At 59.4% G+C, this 13,665-nt stretch carries 9 protein-coding genes and 1 tRNA gene; 2 read left to right on the top strand and 8 right to left on the bottom strand.

What is annotated here, in order from left to right:
* Window positions 1-7: 7 nt before the first annotated feature.
* Window positions 8-913 (top strand): peptidoglycan-binding domain-containing protein, encoded by a 906-nt coding sequence (locus ACESUZ_RS04670; RefSeq protein WP_373198736.1) that lies wholly within the window; start codon window positions 8-10, stop codon window positions 911-913.
* 38 nt (window positions 914-951) lie between these two features.
* Window positions 952-1,023, top strand: a tRNA-Gln gene (locus tag ACESUZ_RS04665).
* Between the two features lie 583 nt (window positions 1,024-1,606).
* Here the strand turns inward: ACESUZ_RS04665 and ACESUZ_RS04660 are convergent.
* From ACESUZ_RS04660 to acpS, 8 genes are all read right to left on the bottom strand, one after another.
* Window positions 1,607-3,781, bottom strand: a complete 2,175-nt coding sequence (locus tag ACESUZ_RS04660; RefSeq protein WP_373198734.1) for a hypothetical protein — start codon at window positions 3,779-3,781, stop codon at window positions 1,607-1,609.
* 184 nt (window positions 3,782-3,965) lie between these two features.
* Entirely contained in the window at window positions 3,966-5,855 is a 1,890-nt protein-coding gene (locus ACESUZ_RS04655) for a carbon starvation CstA family protein (protein ID WP_373198732.1), read from the bottom strand.
* 809 nt (window positions 5,856-6,664) lie between these two features.
* Window positions 6,665-9,049 (bottom strand): tRNA (adenosine(37)-N6)-threonylcarbamoyltransferase complex transferase subunit TsaD, encoded by a 2,385-nt coding sequence (gene tsaD / locus ACESUZ_RS04650; protein WP_373198730.1) that lies wholly within the window; start codon window positions 9,047-9,049, stop codon window positions 6,665-6,667.
* Window positions 9,036-9,542 carry a tRNA (adenosine(37)-N6)-threonylcarbamoyltransferase complex ATPase subunit type 1 TsaE gene (gene tsaE, locus ACESUZ_RS04645; protein WP_006235849.1) on the bottom strand — a complete coding sequence of 169 codons (507 nt, stop codon included), beginning with the start codon at window positions 9,540-9,542 and terminating at the stop codon, window positions 9,036-9,038. Before tsaE ends, tsaD begins: the two co-directional genes overlap by 14 nt.
* A 12-nt stretch (window positions 9,543-9,554) precedes the next feature.
* Window positions 9,555-10,175 (bottom strand): uracil-DNA glycosylase, encoded by a 621-nt coding sequence (locus tag ACESUZ_RS04640; RefSeq protein WP_006235848.1) that lies wholly within the window; start codon window positions 10,173-10,175, stop codon window positions 9,555-9,557.
* Window positions 10,176-10,183: 8 nt separating this feature from the next.
* On the bottom strand, window positions 10,184-11,329 hold the full coding sequence (gene alr / locus ACESUZ_RS04635; RefSeq protein ID WP_035137770.1) for an alanine racemase: 1,146 nt from the start codon (window positions 11,327-11,329) through the stop codon (window positions 10,184-10,186).
* Between the two features lie 2 nt (window positions 11,330-11,331).
* On the bottom strand, window positions 11,332-12,948 hold the full coding sequence (locus ACESUZ_RS04630; protein ID WP_270226400.1) for an NAD(P)H-hydrate dehydratase: 1,617 nt from the start codon (window positions 12,946-12,948) through the stop codon (window positions 11,332-11,334).
* Window positions 12,949-13,488 carry a holo-ACP synthase gene (acpS, locus tag ACESUZ_RS04625; protein ID WP_117630072.1) on the bottom strand — a complete coding sequence of 180 codons (540 nt, stop codon included), beginning with the start codon at window positions 13,486-13,488 and terminating at the stop codon, window positions 12,949-12,951.
* Between the last annotated feature and the right edge of the window lie 177 nt (window positions 13,489-13,665).

Genomic DNA, 13,665 nt, shown 5'->3' with positions numbered 1-13,665 from the left:
TTCGTTCATGGAACCTATTACAACGGGCATGCAAGGAGCAGCCGTCGAAGACGTGCAGTCCCGTCTCCTGCAGCTCGGCTACACGATTGATGCCGTCGAAGTCACCGACAAGTACTTTGGAGCCACCACTGAGCAGGCCGTCAGCACCTTCAGGCTCGACAGCGGCCTTGCTGCCGGTCATGCCGTCGATATCCCCTGCTGGAGCGCCCTTGTAGACGCTTCGTATAAGCTGGGCGACCGCACCCTCTATCTGCGCATGCCCAATTTCCATGGCGCCGATGTGCAGGCCCTGCAGCGCGCTCTCAACGTTTTGGGCTTTGCCTGTGGCGAAGACGACGGCTACTTTGGTCCGCATACCGAGGCCGCCCTGCAGCAGTTCCAGGAAAATGTCGGCCTGTTTGCCGACGGCATGGCCTTCCAGGACACCTACGCCTACATCAACCGCCTGCACCATGTGTGGGAGGGCAAGCCCTCGGTCACCGAAGCCGAGTCCCGTATCGGTTTTGCTCGCGCCGCCAACGTGCTCGAGCGCTTCCAGATTGCCGTTATCGGCGAGGACCCCATCGCACGCAGCGTTGCGTCGCGCATGTGGAATATCGCCACGGCAACGACCGACAACAGCGGCATGATGCTCTGCGACTCCGAGGTCCCAACCGACGTTGACCTAGTGCTCGAGATCGCAAGCGATGAGCTGCCCGCAGATGCAGCGCCGCGCGCCACGATCGCCCTCGCCGAGTGCCACAACCTGGCCCAGCGCATCCGCACTGCCAATGTCGCCGCGCAGCAGAAGCCGGCACGCATTCGCATTGAGCTCACGGGCATGACGCGCTACAACGGCACCTTCACGGCCAGCGACGCGCAGACACTCGCCGTACGCCTGCTCGACGGCGTTTGCGATGCCCTCGCAGATTAGGTAAACTAAACGAGTTGCTTTTGGGCAACACCACACATTGGGACGTAGTTCAACGGTAGAACTCCGGTTTTTGGTGCCGGCTGTTGGGGGTTCGAATCCCTCCGTCCCAGCCCTTAAGAACACAGCGCTGCAGGCCCTTATGAACCTGGAGCGCTTTCTTGTGGGCAAGCGGAGGAATTCGAACCCGCAAGGGTGCGGAGCTGAGGAAACGCGAAGCGTTTTCCAGCGCAGCACGCAAGGAGCGAAGCGACGCAGCGGGGCGCGGCCGCCGAAAAGGCGGACGCGGAATCCCTCCGTCCCATACCAGCCATAAGCTCCCCGCATCCCAACTTTCCAGCCAAGGGCAACAAGCGGAGGAATTCGAACCGGCAACGCAACACAACTTCTCGTCCAGCACGAGAAGATAAAGGTAGATTTTCAGGCATGTCCCAAAAATCTACCTTCAGAAGACAGGCGCCCCAAGCCCATTAGGACCAAGAGCGCCTAACATCAAGAAAATATCAGCCCAGTTCCGAAAAGCGAGCCGCATGCAACAACCAGGTAACCACAGGCCCCGGGAGAGCGGGGACACCGGCTTAGGTTTATCGCGAGTTCCGCACGAACAGGAGGCCACTTAATGTGGCCTCCGTCGTGAGCAGGACTGTAGAGCAGGAAACCTAAGCCGGTGTCCCCGCTCTCCCGGGGCCGAACGCCCTAGTTGTTGAGCATGCGGTCGAAGCTTCCCGAGTCGCCATCCCGATAGTCGGCGGTCATCAGAATCTCCTGCGGAATGCGCCCGCCCTCGCGCAGCACGTTGCGGAACTGCACGCGCGTAACCATGGGCAGATCCTTGATCGTCGCCGCCAGATTCTGCGGCACGCCCTGGTTGGCAGCCGCGGGCTCGCACTCGCCGCCGGCCTTCATGCGACGCTTATGCTCGGCGAGCATGGCGCGGTACATGCCGGCATGCAGGCGAATCTCAACCACATTGGCATTGCGAGCCTGCTCGACGATGCGCGCGCCCTCGCGATCGATATCGCCCACGTAGTAGACGTAGTTAAAGCGATAGCCAATCTCGGCCAGATAATCATCCAGTGCGTGCGAGACGCTCGCCTTGCAGCCGCCGCCAAAAATCACGCCGCCCACCTTGATGCCAAAGAGCTTGGCATGTTTGCGTCCGCGCAGGAGCTTGACGATCTCGTCATAGGTATCCAGGTTCTCGACCATAATGAACGGCTTGTCGGCGCCCAGCGTAAAGAAACCCGTAAAGTGCACGGGGCGATTGGGATCGACCTTGATCGCCTGCATGCTGATACCCTTTTCGGTCATACGCCTGATCAGACGCTCACCGTGCTTGCCGTCAAAAGCCTTCTCGTCGTTAAAGATCTGGTAGGCACGCTGGCGGCGCGAGGCAACCGGCGTATCGGCACCTCGGTTCTGCTCGATCCAAGCCTGGATGATTGCGATTTCCTCGGCAATCTTGCGGTTGGACATCTCGTTGTGCTGAGTGCGCTGCGGAGCCTTTTTGCCGTCCTTGCCCTCAACCTTTACGATCTGTGTCTGCTGCTCCTTGATCTTAGAGAGCGCCGTAGGCGTAGGGACAACTTTGAGCAGCTGCCTGCCTAAAACGCGGGCAAGGGCAAACGCCGAGACCTCGCCGTGAACGGCCGATTTGGGCTGCTGGGCAGCAGTATCTGCTGCGGTAGACTCCGGCTTCTTCTGAGACTTGCGCTTAGAATCGCCTTGGGAATTGCGCTCGCGCTTCGGCATAGGCGCCTGCTTCTGCGGACGATCGGACTTGCTCTCCTTCGCCGGCTGGCGCTTAGGCTGCCCCGAAGAAACCTCGACCTTCGCATCCTCGTCCTGCGGCGTGGTCTTCTCGGCTGCAGTCTCGGCATGGGAACTGCGGCCCCCACGATGGCGACGGCGGCGAGGCTTGCTCGACGCGCCCTGCTCCGCCTGCTCATCAGTAGGCTGCTGGCCCTTGGCCCCGGCATCAACCTCAAGCTGCGGCTCAACAGGCTTCTGCTCGCGAGCCGCCGGCTCAACGGTCTTCTCGTCCTGGGTGGTCGAAACCGACTCGCCCTTCTCCTGACGCTTTACGGGATATGCACGTCCCGCAAAACCGCGACCAGGACGACACGAACCCGGAGCCTTCTTGGCAGACTCCTCAACATCGTCTGCAACCTCAGAAGACTCTTCAACCTCACGCGCGGCATCCTGCTGTGCAGTCTTAAAGTGAGCACCGCGACGACGCTTGGGCTCTTGGGCCTTCACGGGCTTTTGCTCCCTCGCGGGCTTCTGCGACTCGGCAGCAACCTCGGTCTCAACAGCCTCAGCATCCGTCTCACCCTTTTGAGCAACGGCGCGACGGAAGCGCTCCTGCTGGGCGCGGCGCTGCGCATCGCGCTTGCCACTCCCGCCAAAACCGCCGCGGCCGGCCTTGGCCGTAAAGGCACGCACGACGTTCTCATCGAGCAACTCATCGGTATCGACATGCTCACGCGGAGCAGCTTCTTCCACAGCAGGCACGTCAGCGGAATCCTCGACGACAAAATCTTCGACGGACTCGGCAGGCTGCTCCTGGACATCGCGGATCTCGGCATTGATGGCATAGAACGCCGGGCGCCCGTTAATGCCGCTACCCTCGATCTTGGTCACGATCTTTGCCGCGATAAGCTCATCGCGCATCGCCTTGGTGTCGCACTCCTTATCGACGGAACGGAAAATCTGCGCCAGCGCACTCGACTTAATCTTAAGCGCCTTGCGGCAGAGCAGGTCGTAGGCAACCAGCTTGGCACGCTCGGCAGAAAGCGACGTCTGGCTGCTCAGGCGCTCAGCCAGGGCATCGACATTATTTTGGTTATCGGAATATACCGTCTTGGCCACGGGGCCCCTTTCATATGTACACATATACGTCTATATGGTACAACGCGCGCCCTTATCCACGCAAAACATCTGCGAGAACACTCGAGCGTCACCCGCTTTCGCATGAAAAAAGGACCGAGCCCGCTAAGTCGCGGACCCGGTCTTTCCGAGTCATATGGATGGAACGGTTAGTCCATCAAGCTGACTAGGCCTTGGCGGCCTCGGCGTCGGCGGGAGCCTCGGCGGCAGCGGCGCGGCCGTACTCGGCCTTGCCCATCTCGGACCACTCGGGCTCCTCGTCGGGCATGGAGCCAGCCTCCTTGCCGAAGAACTCCTTGAGGCAGTTGACGGCGACGATGAGGCCCAGGACCATCAGCAGGACGGCAAAGACGAGCTGCAGGCCCTTGGTGGCGGCGACGGAGACAGCGGCCGTGGTGGCGGTAGCCGGGATGGTGCCGAAGAAGCCGTAGGCCTGGACGGCGGTCATGCAGCCCATGGCGCTCTGGACCAGCGAGGTGAAGGTGCAGCAGAGCAGGAAGGCGACGGGCACGTAGAGCATCCAGCCCTTGCGGCCGGTGCACTTGCAGAACACGGCGAGGGTGATCATGGTCATGCCGCCGAGCAGCTGGTTGGAAGCACCAAAGAGCGGCCAGATGTTGGCATAGCCACCAAAAGCGAGGGCGAGACCGGGAAGCAGGGTAACGACCGTGGCGAACCAGGGGTTGCCGAGAACCTTCATGTAGCCGGCCTTGGACTCGATGGCCAGGGCATCGTTGGTCTGGGCAAAGAACTCGGAGAACGAAGTGCGGGCGATGCGGGCGACGGCGTCGAGCGAGGTCAGGGCCAGAGCGGAGACGTTCATGGTCATAAAGACGGTAGCGAGCGTGCCGTCAACACCGAAGGCCTGCATACCGCGGGAGATGCCAGCGGCGAAGATCTGGAACGGGGTGGAAGCGACACCGGCGTTGAGGGCGCCAGTACCGGCGGTGTTCATATCGGAGAACATGATGCCGGCGACGATGATGGCAAGGATGCCGACGAAGGACTCAACGATCATGGCGCCGTAACCGACCTTGACGGCGTCCTGCTCCTTCTCGACCTGCTTAGAAGAGGTGCCGGAAGAAACGAGGCTGTGGAAACCGGAGAGAGCACCGCAAGCGACGGAGACGAACAGGACCGGGAACATCATGCCGGAGGCAGTGGAGAAGCCGGTGAAGACCGGAGCGGTGATAGTGGCCTGACCGTTGACGCCCAGGACGACGATGCCAAGGACAGCGCAGACGATCATGACGATCATCATGATGGAAGTGAGGTAGTCACGCGGGGTCTTGAGCATCTGGATGGGCATAGCGCCAGCGAAGACCAGGTAGACCATGACGACGGCGAACCACTGGAACTTATCCAGGTAGACCGGGAACTGCATACCGACGGCGAACATGAGAACCATGAGGACCACGCCGGTGACGAACTCGGCAGCGCCGGTGAGGTTGAACTTCTTCTGGGCCCAACCAAAGGCGATAGCGACGAAGGTGAACAGGATGGAGATGGTACCAGCGCAGCCGGCGGCATAGGACTTGGTGAAGTCGATGGCACCGGTAGCAGCACCAGAAGCGTCAACGGCCGGGGTGAACATGAACGTCTTGCAGACCATGTCGGTGAAAGCGGCGATGACGATGATGCAGAACAGCCAGCAGAACAGCAGGAACAGGCGACGGCCGGTCTTGCCGATATACTTCTCGATGAGCTGAGCGAGTGACTTGCCGTTGTTCTTCATCGAAGCGTACAGGGCACCAAAGTCGTGGACGGCGCCAAAGAAGATGCCGCCGACGAGGACCCAGAGCACGACGGGCAGCCAGCCAAAGGCCATGGCGACGATCGTACCCGTGACAGGGCCAGCACCGCAGATCGAGCTGAACTGGTGCGAAAACGCAGTGAAGGCGGAGACGGGCGAGAAGCTGTTGCCGTCCTTCATGCGCTTGGCCGGCGTGAGGGCCTCTTTGTCAACGCCCCACTTGTTGGCCAGCCAGCGGCCGTAGCCCAGATAGCCGCAGGCGAGCACCGCCGCGGCCACAACCATGAGCAAAACTCCGTTCATTACATTTCCTCCTCTAAAAAGAACTTCCCAGACATAAAAAATGAGGGCCGTCGGTTGCGCTCGACGGCCCTCATCTTCATCAGCCGCCCGTTATCGTACGGGCTAGCTGCATGTGCTAACCCGCATCAGATAATTACTACGCTGATAATGTTTAGCTGATGCGTGAACATGTCTAAGAAATCCTCTTCAATCATGATGCGAACGATCCGTGCGTGTTCACATCCCCCAGTGGTTGAAAAGGAGTATGAAACTTTAGTTACCTAAAGTCAACGCAAATTTGTAATGAATTTTCAACTTTTTTTGAATTTCTCGGTATAAAACGCCATTGACCTCGGACTTTACCCCACGACAGTTTTTGCATGAGAGATGCCCCTGAGAGCCGCGGGAGCCGGGCGGCGCATATGAACTTTCCTGCTCTACAGTCCTACGCAAGACGGAAAGCACATTAAGTGCTTTCCTTTACGTGCGGAACTCGCGATAAAGTTCATATGCGCCGCCCGGCTCCCGCGGCTCTCAGGGGCTCCCATCCCAAATGCGGAGCAAAGCTCCGCACACCATCTTTTTCTTTCAGCTAAAGCACGCCGGAAATTCGACGCTAGCTTGTTAACCTTGCTGGACATTGTCGACGCCGATCCAACTCAGAAGCTATATCGATACAGAAAGGTCCCCGGACGGAGGGGCCGGATATAAGGTTTATCGCGAGTTCCGCACGCAAAGAAGGCCACTTAATGTGGCCTTCGTCTTGCGCAGGACTGTAGAGCAGGAAACCTTATATCCGGCCCCTCCGTCCGGGGACCGCGCCGTACCAGCTACAGCGTCATGTTTGGATCGGCGTCGACGTCGAACGGCGAGATTTCACCTCGGTCGAATTTACGGCGAGCGACCTCCGCGATCATGGCTGCGTTATCGGTACAGGCAGACAAGGGCGGCACCGTTACGCGAATCCCCTGACGTCCAAGCTTCTTGATCATCATCTCGCGCAGATGCGGGTTGGCCGAGACGCCGCCGCCGATGCAGTATTCCTTACATCCGGTAGCGTGCAATGCGTTTTTGGCCTTCTTGTACTGCACGTCAAAGACAGCCGCCTCAAACGAAGCCGCCAGATCGGGCAGGTGAATCGTGCGCCCGGCTTTGGTCTCTTGCTCGATGTAGAGCGTCACCGCCGTCTTGAGGCCCGAAAGCGAGAAACGATAGTCTCCCCTGCTGTTAAGCGCGCGGGGAAAATCGATCGCCTTGGGGTTGCCTGTCTCGGCCAGCTTGGAGATGATGGGGCCACCGGGATAGCCCAGACCCAACGCCTTGGCTACCTTGTCGAAGGCCTCGCCCACAGCATCGTCGAGTGTCTCACCAAGCACCTCGTAGTCGCCCCATGCCTTCACGTGCACGAGCATGGTGTGCCCGCCCGAGACAAGCGTGAAGATGAACGGCGGCTTGAGGTCGGGCTGCGCCAGCAAGTTGGCAAACAGGTGCCCCTCCAGATGGTTGACGCATACGAGCGGCTTACCGGCAGCGTAGGCAAAGCCTTTGGCAAAGGCAACGCCCACCACGAGGGCGCCCACCAGGCCCGGACCCTGTGTCACGCCCACGGCGGCAAGCTCGCTGGGGGCAATGGCTCCACCCTCAAGACCAAGCGATGCTGCGGCATCCTCGAGCGCCGCATCCACGACACTCACAATCACCTCAACGTGTTTGCGCGAGGCGATCTCGGGCACCACGCCGCCAAAGCGGGCATGAAAATCAATCTGTGTCGACACCTGGTTGGCCAGCATATTGCCATCCGAATCGATAATCGCCACGGCCGTCTCGTCGCAGGAACTCTCGATAGCGAGCACTAGGCGGCGGCGCTCAATTTCGGCACGCTCCACCTCGGAGCGCCCAGGCGCAGGCAGCGGCCATACGCGCTGCTCTGCCGCCGTCGGCTCGGGCGAAGCATTGTCGACCGGAAGCACCAGGGGCAGCGGAGCCGTCATGACGATGGCATCCTTGCCGACACCGTAGTAGCCGCGGCGACGGCCAGCCTCGGTAAAGCCCAGAGCGTTATAAAGCGCGATCGCCCCCTCGTTACCGTCCTCGACCTCGAGCGAAGCCGTGGTGCAGCCGAGCATCTGGGCATCATAGCTCACGTGCGACAGCAGCTTGCGGGCAATGCCCTCGCGGCGATGTGCCGGGTCGACGGCGACATCCAGAATCTGCACATCACCGTCCACGACCATACCGCCGGCAAGGCCCAGCAGCTTGCCGTCGTCGTGTGCCACCCACCAACTACGCGGCGCAGCGACGTCCTCGCCCAGTTCGGACAGGAACATGCCCGGCGTCCACGCCTCGTGTCCGGCACCTTCAAAGCAGGCAGCCTCCAGCGCGCTCGTGCCCTCGGCATCCGCCGCGCCCATGGGACGGAACTGCAGATGACGACCGGCGAGCTCATCGGCAACACCCGTAATTTCGCTCTGCGCACTCTCGGCAAGACCAAGACGCTTGCGCTCGTTTTCCTCGGCATCAGAAAGGCGCGTGTAAATCGGCAGGACGCGAGCCGGATCGCCGTCACCCGCAGCGTGCGCGAGCAGCAAGCCCTCGCCCGAAGGCCACCACAGGTCGCGCTCCACGCAGCGGGCGGTCTCGTCCTCACCCAGCAGCTTGCCATAGCGCACGAGACCGTCACCGGTCAGCTGAACCTGGTCCCAGTCCGCTGCTTGGCGCCACTCATCGAGCGCCACGGCGGCCTTGACCACGTGTTCGCGCTCAAATTGACGCTCGGGACCCTCATCGACCAGCATATACAGCGCCGGATATACCTCACCGCGCATAGCATCGGCCAAGATACCAAGCTTGCCGCGCACGCCAGCCTTCCACGCCGTCCAAGCGCAAGCGTCGAGCGTCGACACGCCCAGCAGCGGAACATTGGCACCGCGCGCGAGACCCTTGGCAGTGGAGATGCCGATGCGCACACCCGTAAACGACCCCGGGCCGCGGCCGACCACGTAGTAACCAACATCGCTGCGATCCAGACCGGCTTGAGCCAGCACGCCATCAACGGTATTCACGAGCTCAACGTTGGCGTGACGGCGACACATGTGGTCGCCACTCACGAGCTTCGTCTCGCCCGTCTGCCCATCAATCCAGCTTGCCGCGCAGGCAAGCATGTCGGTCGAAGTATCGAGCGCCACCACCAGCGCGTTGTCGTTATGCAAGCTCATCTTGTACAGCCTTATCAATCAAATGGGAAAGCTCCATTGCGCGGTCACCGTGCGCCTCGAGCGTTATCGTTCGCACATCGCTGTCGCCCTCATCACGCTTGAGCGTCACCGAAAGATACTCATCCGTCAGCTCGTCTTGGAATTGTTCGCCCCATTCCAGCAGGCAAGCACCCTCATAGCCCAGCACATCGAAAATGCCCGTATCCTCGAGCTCGTAGGCATGCTCCAGGCGGTATAGATCAAAGTGAAACAGCGGAATACGGCCTTGATCGTGAACGGCCATGAGCGCAAACGTAGGGCTCGTAACCATATGCCCATCGCCCAGCCCGCGCGAGACGCCCTTGGTAAAGTGAGTTTTGCCCACTCCCAGGCCACCGGTCAGGATAAGCACATCGCCGTCCTCAAGGCACGGTGCAATTAGCTCGCCAAAGTACTCCGTATCGGCAGCGCAAGTCGTTTTGTAAGTACCTACCCCCAGGCGCTCCAGGGACATATATGCTCCTTATTATTCCGAGGCGTCCTCTGGTGCGGGATGTCGCTCCAGATAATCGCCCAGCATCTTAAAGTCTTCCTCCAGCAGCTCCTGCCACGCCGGATTGCGTAGCGCTGCTGCCGGATGGAAAGTGGGCATTACTACAAAATGCCCCATCTGGTGGAACCTGCCGCGCAGCTTAGTAATGCCAATCTCGGTCTTAAGCACAAAGTGCGTCGCGGGGTTGCCGAGCGTCACGATAATATCGGGCCAGATGCTTCGAATCTGCTCACGCAAAAACGGCGAGCAAGCCAGCACTTCCTCGGGACGTGGATTGCGGTTTCCCGGCGGGCGGCACTTAAGCACGTTGGCAATGTAGACGTCTTCGCGTTTGAGCCCCGCCAGCGACAAAATGCCGTTGAGGTCCTCGCCTGCCGCCCCCACAAAGGGCTCGCCCTGCAAATCCTCATTGCGGCCCGGCGCCTCGCCAATAAACATCACACGAGCGCGGGGGTTTCCCACGCCAAACACGATATTGTGACGCGACTGGTAGAGCTGGCAGAGGTGACAATCGCCCAGAACGGCCTCAATTTCCTCGAGTGCGACCTCACGTGGTGCCTGATGGGTATGGCCGGGGATGTGCATGACGCCCATGGCGACTCCTACACGTAGACCTTGTCGAGGCGCATGCCAAAGCCGCAGGCGACCTCGTAGTTAATCGTTCCGCGCAGTCGGGCCATCTCGTCCATAGTGATCTCGGCATCGCCATCGCGGCCGACAATAATCATCTCGTCACCATACTCGGCCTCGGGAATCTCGTGTGCCGGGTTGGACTGAATGGCGACCATAAACTGGTCCATGCAGATATTGCCAACCTGATGCACGCGCTCGCCGCGATACAGCACATCCATACGATTGGAAAGCGTACGCGATAGGCCGTCGGCATAACCGATCGGCAGCGTGCAGATCTGAACGCGCGTGCGCGGTACGCGGTAGGTAAAACCGTAGCCCACGCCCTCACCCATCGCAGGGTGTGCCACGCGCGTCACGCGCGCATGGACGCTCATAACGGGATCAAGCTGCATCACGCGGCCACTCAGCTCGCACGGCTGCATGCCATACAAGCCAACGCCGGCGCGAATCATATCAAAATGCATCGAGGGGTCGAGCATCGAGGACGGCGTGTTGGCGCAGTGCACGATACCGCACTCAAAACCCGCATCCTTAATGGCTTGAACGGCCTCGGTAAAGCGCTGACACTGCAGCTTGTAGTCCCAGCCCGAAGGTTCATCGGCCGTGGCGAAGTGCGTAAATACGCCGTCGCACTGAATACCGCGATGGAAATTAATACCGCGGACAAAGTCGAGCACCTGTGTGTAGTGTACGCCGATACGATTCATACCTGTCTCGATGGCGAGATGATACTTGCCCACCTTGCCCGCCGCGACGGCACATTCGCCATACGCAAGAGCAAAGTCAGACGTATAGACCGAGGGCATGATATCAAACTCGAGCAACGTCGGAATGGCCTCGATAGGCGGCTCGCTTAGGATGAGGATGGGTTTCGTAATCCCGCCCTGTCGGAGCTCAACGCCCTCGTTAACCGTCGCCACGGCAAACATGTCGGCACCGGCCGAATACATGATCTTGGCGCACTCAACAGCTCCATGACCATAAGCATCGGCCTTGACCACGCAGCACAGGCGCTGACGTGGATTCAACAAGTTCTTATAGGCCCTCGTGTTGCGACGGAGCGCCCCGCGGTCGATCTCGACCCAGGACCAGCGCGTCAAATCGGCTTTATTCATGATTAGTCATCCGACCCTTCGTCCATGATTCCCAGATCTTCGAGCGCATCCTTTGCTGCCAGCTCCATGGCAGGACCAATCAAGTCGATAAGATCGGTCGCGATAACGCTCTTCTCACCATACTCCGTCGCCGCGGCAAAACCGGCGTAGCTGTGAAGTGCGACGGCGTACGAATACAGCAACTCCCAACGATCCATCTCGTCGCGCATGGTGGCAAGCGTGCCGGCCAAAATACCCGCGAGAACATCACCCGAACCGGCAGTTGCCAGAGAAGCCGGACCCGAAAGTGGCAGCAGCACACGCTCAACGCCACAGATAGCCGTCGTCGGCCCCTTGGCAATGACCACCAGATTGTCGGAGCCTGCAGCCCAGACAACCTTCTGCGCGGCTGCAATCGCGGTACCAAGGTCGTTCACCTCGTCACCGGCAACCAGACGCGAAAGCTCACGATAGTGCGGCGTCATAACCAACGGCTGCTCGCGACGATACATCTCGGGGTTACTATCAATACCGTCAATGGCAATCTTAGCAAGGCAGTTGAGTGCATCGGCATCCAAAATAAGCGGTACATCAAGCTCGAGCAAGCCCGAAACCACCTGCATAGCGCCGGCAGACGTCGTCATACCGGGACCGCACAGTACGCAGCTGTACTTCTTTGCAATCTCGCACACCGTCATGCGCGCAGCGGCGCCAAAGGAGCCGCGGGAATCAGACGGAATAGCAAAGACGGGAATCGAAGGAAGTGCCATGCGAATAAGATTAGCGCAGGCGTCAGGAGCCGCGACTGCCACGTAACCAGCACCCGCGCGAGCTGCAGACTTGGCCGCCATAATGGCAGCACCAGGATATTGCGCAGATCCGGCGACAATAAGCACAGAGCCACGGGAATACTTATCGATATTCGTAGGAAGTGGAGCAAAGAAATCAACTAAGTCACCGGGCTCGACAATCTCGGCGGCGTGGTCGACATCATCGATGACCTCGTCAAGACGGTCGTAAAGATTGCCGCAGATCAAATCGCCAGCATACTCAGGGCCATCGGCGCTATACAAACCAATCTTGGGCGCAATCATCGTCACCGTATGTTCGGCACGAATGCAGTCGTCATCAACAACGCCCGTCTCGGCATTCAGGCCCGAGGGGACATCAATGGATACGACACAATCGGCGCATTCATTGACCGTAGGAATCCAGATGGAGAACGGCGCACGCAGATTCCCGTGAAAACCGGTACCAAAAATGGCATCGACAACAACATCGGCCTTATCGATCAAAACCTCGAGTTCGTCACGCGAAGGGCCGACGCAAACGTGCACATCGCGGCCGGCAGTACGACGAGCAACATGACGTGCCAGAGCAGCAGGAATCTCATCCGGTTCAACCGGAGAAACGATATCCACGTCCACACCCTTATGGCTCAGGATATCGGCGGCAACCCAACCGTCGCCGCCATTATTACCAAAACCGACCAGAAAGAGAACCCGATCGGGATTGAGCTTCAAGACCTCGTTGGCGGCAAACTCACCCGCTAGCTCCATAAGCTCGGCCTTCGAAGTCCCTTCGCGTTCGATGATATCCTCGAGACGAACGACTTCTTCGGTACTCAAAACCGGTTTCATCTATGCTCCTAGCGTATCTTGCGAAGCATCGCCCAGGTGCTCCGTCAATGCTGAATTCTGCAGCTGCTCAAGCTCATCTAAAACAGAGCGAGCCTCTTTAAATGTCTGCGCAACGCGTTTCTTAGTGCTCACCTTTTCATCTTTTGGCTTAGGCCGAGCATCTTCGGTAATCGCGATGGCATTCGCAACGGCTAAGTCTCCTGTAAGGGTAATGGAAAGAGCGACCTCAACAACACCCAGCTCATGAGCGATCTCGAGTGCACGGCCCGAAAGCAGCGCCTTCGGTTTGCCGAGTTTATCACGCGTTACCGAAACATCCTTGCGACCCACGCCTTGACTAAAACCCGTGCCGAGAGCTTTAAGCACCGCCTCGCGCGAAGCAAAGCGGCTCGCATAGTGAGCAGCGGGACGCGATGATGCATCGCAATACGCACGCTCTTCTTCGGTAAACACACGCCGAGCAAACGACGGCGTCTTTTCAAGAATTGATTTCATACGGGAAATCTCGACGATATCAACGCCGATACCAGCTTCAGCCATGTTCACCTCCATATCGCACAGACTAAGTTATTGTAGCCCGTTCACAGAAGATGCGACAAACGAGGGTTATAAAACACAGCTACTATGTGAGACAAAAGCCCGTAAACGCAAAAAAGGGGGAGGCCGCGAGGCCTCCCCCTTCTCAGTTCAAGCGTACGGCTCGGTGCCGTCCACCGG

The organism is Collinsella aerofaciens ATCC 25986 (assembly GCF_964239575.1).
Classification (GTDB): Bacteria; Actinomycetota; Coriobacteriia; order Coriobacteriales; family Coriobacteriaceae; genus Collinsella; species Collinsella aerofaciens_BQ.
This window is presented reverse-complemented; position numbering and strand designations above follow the sequence as displayed.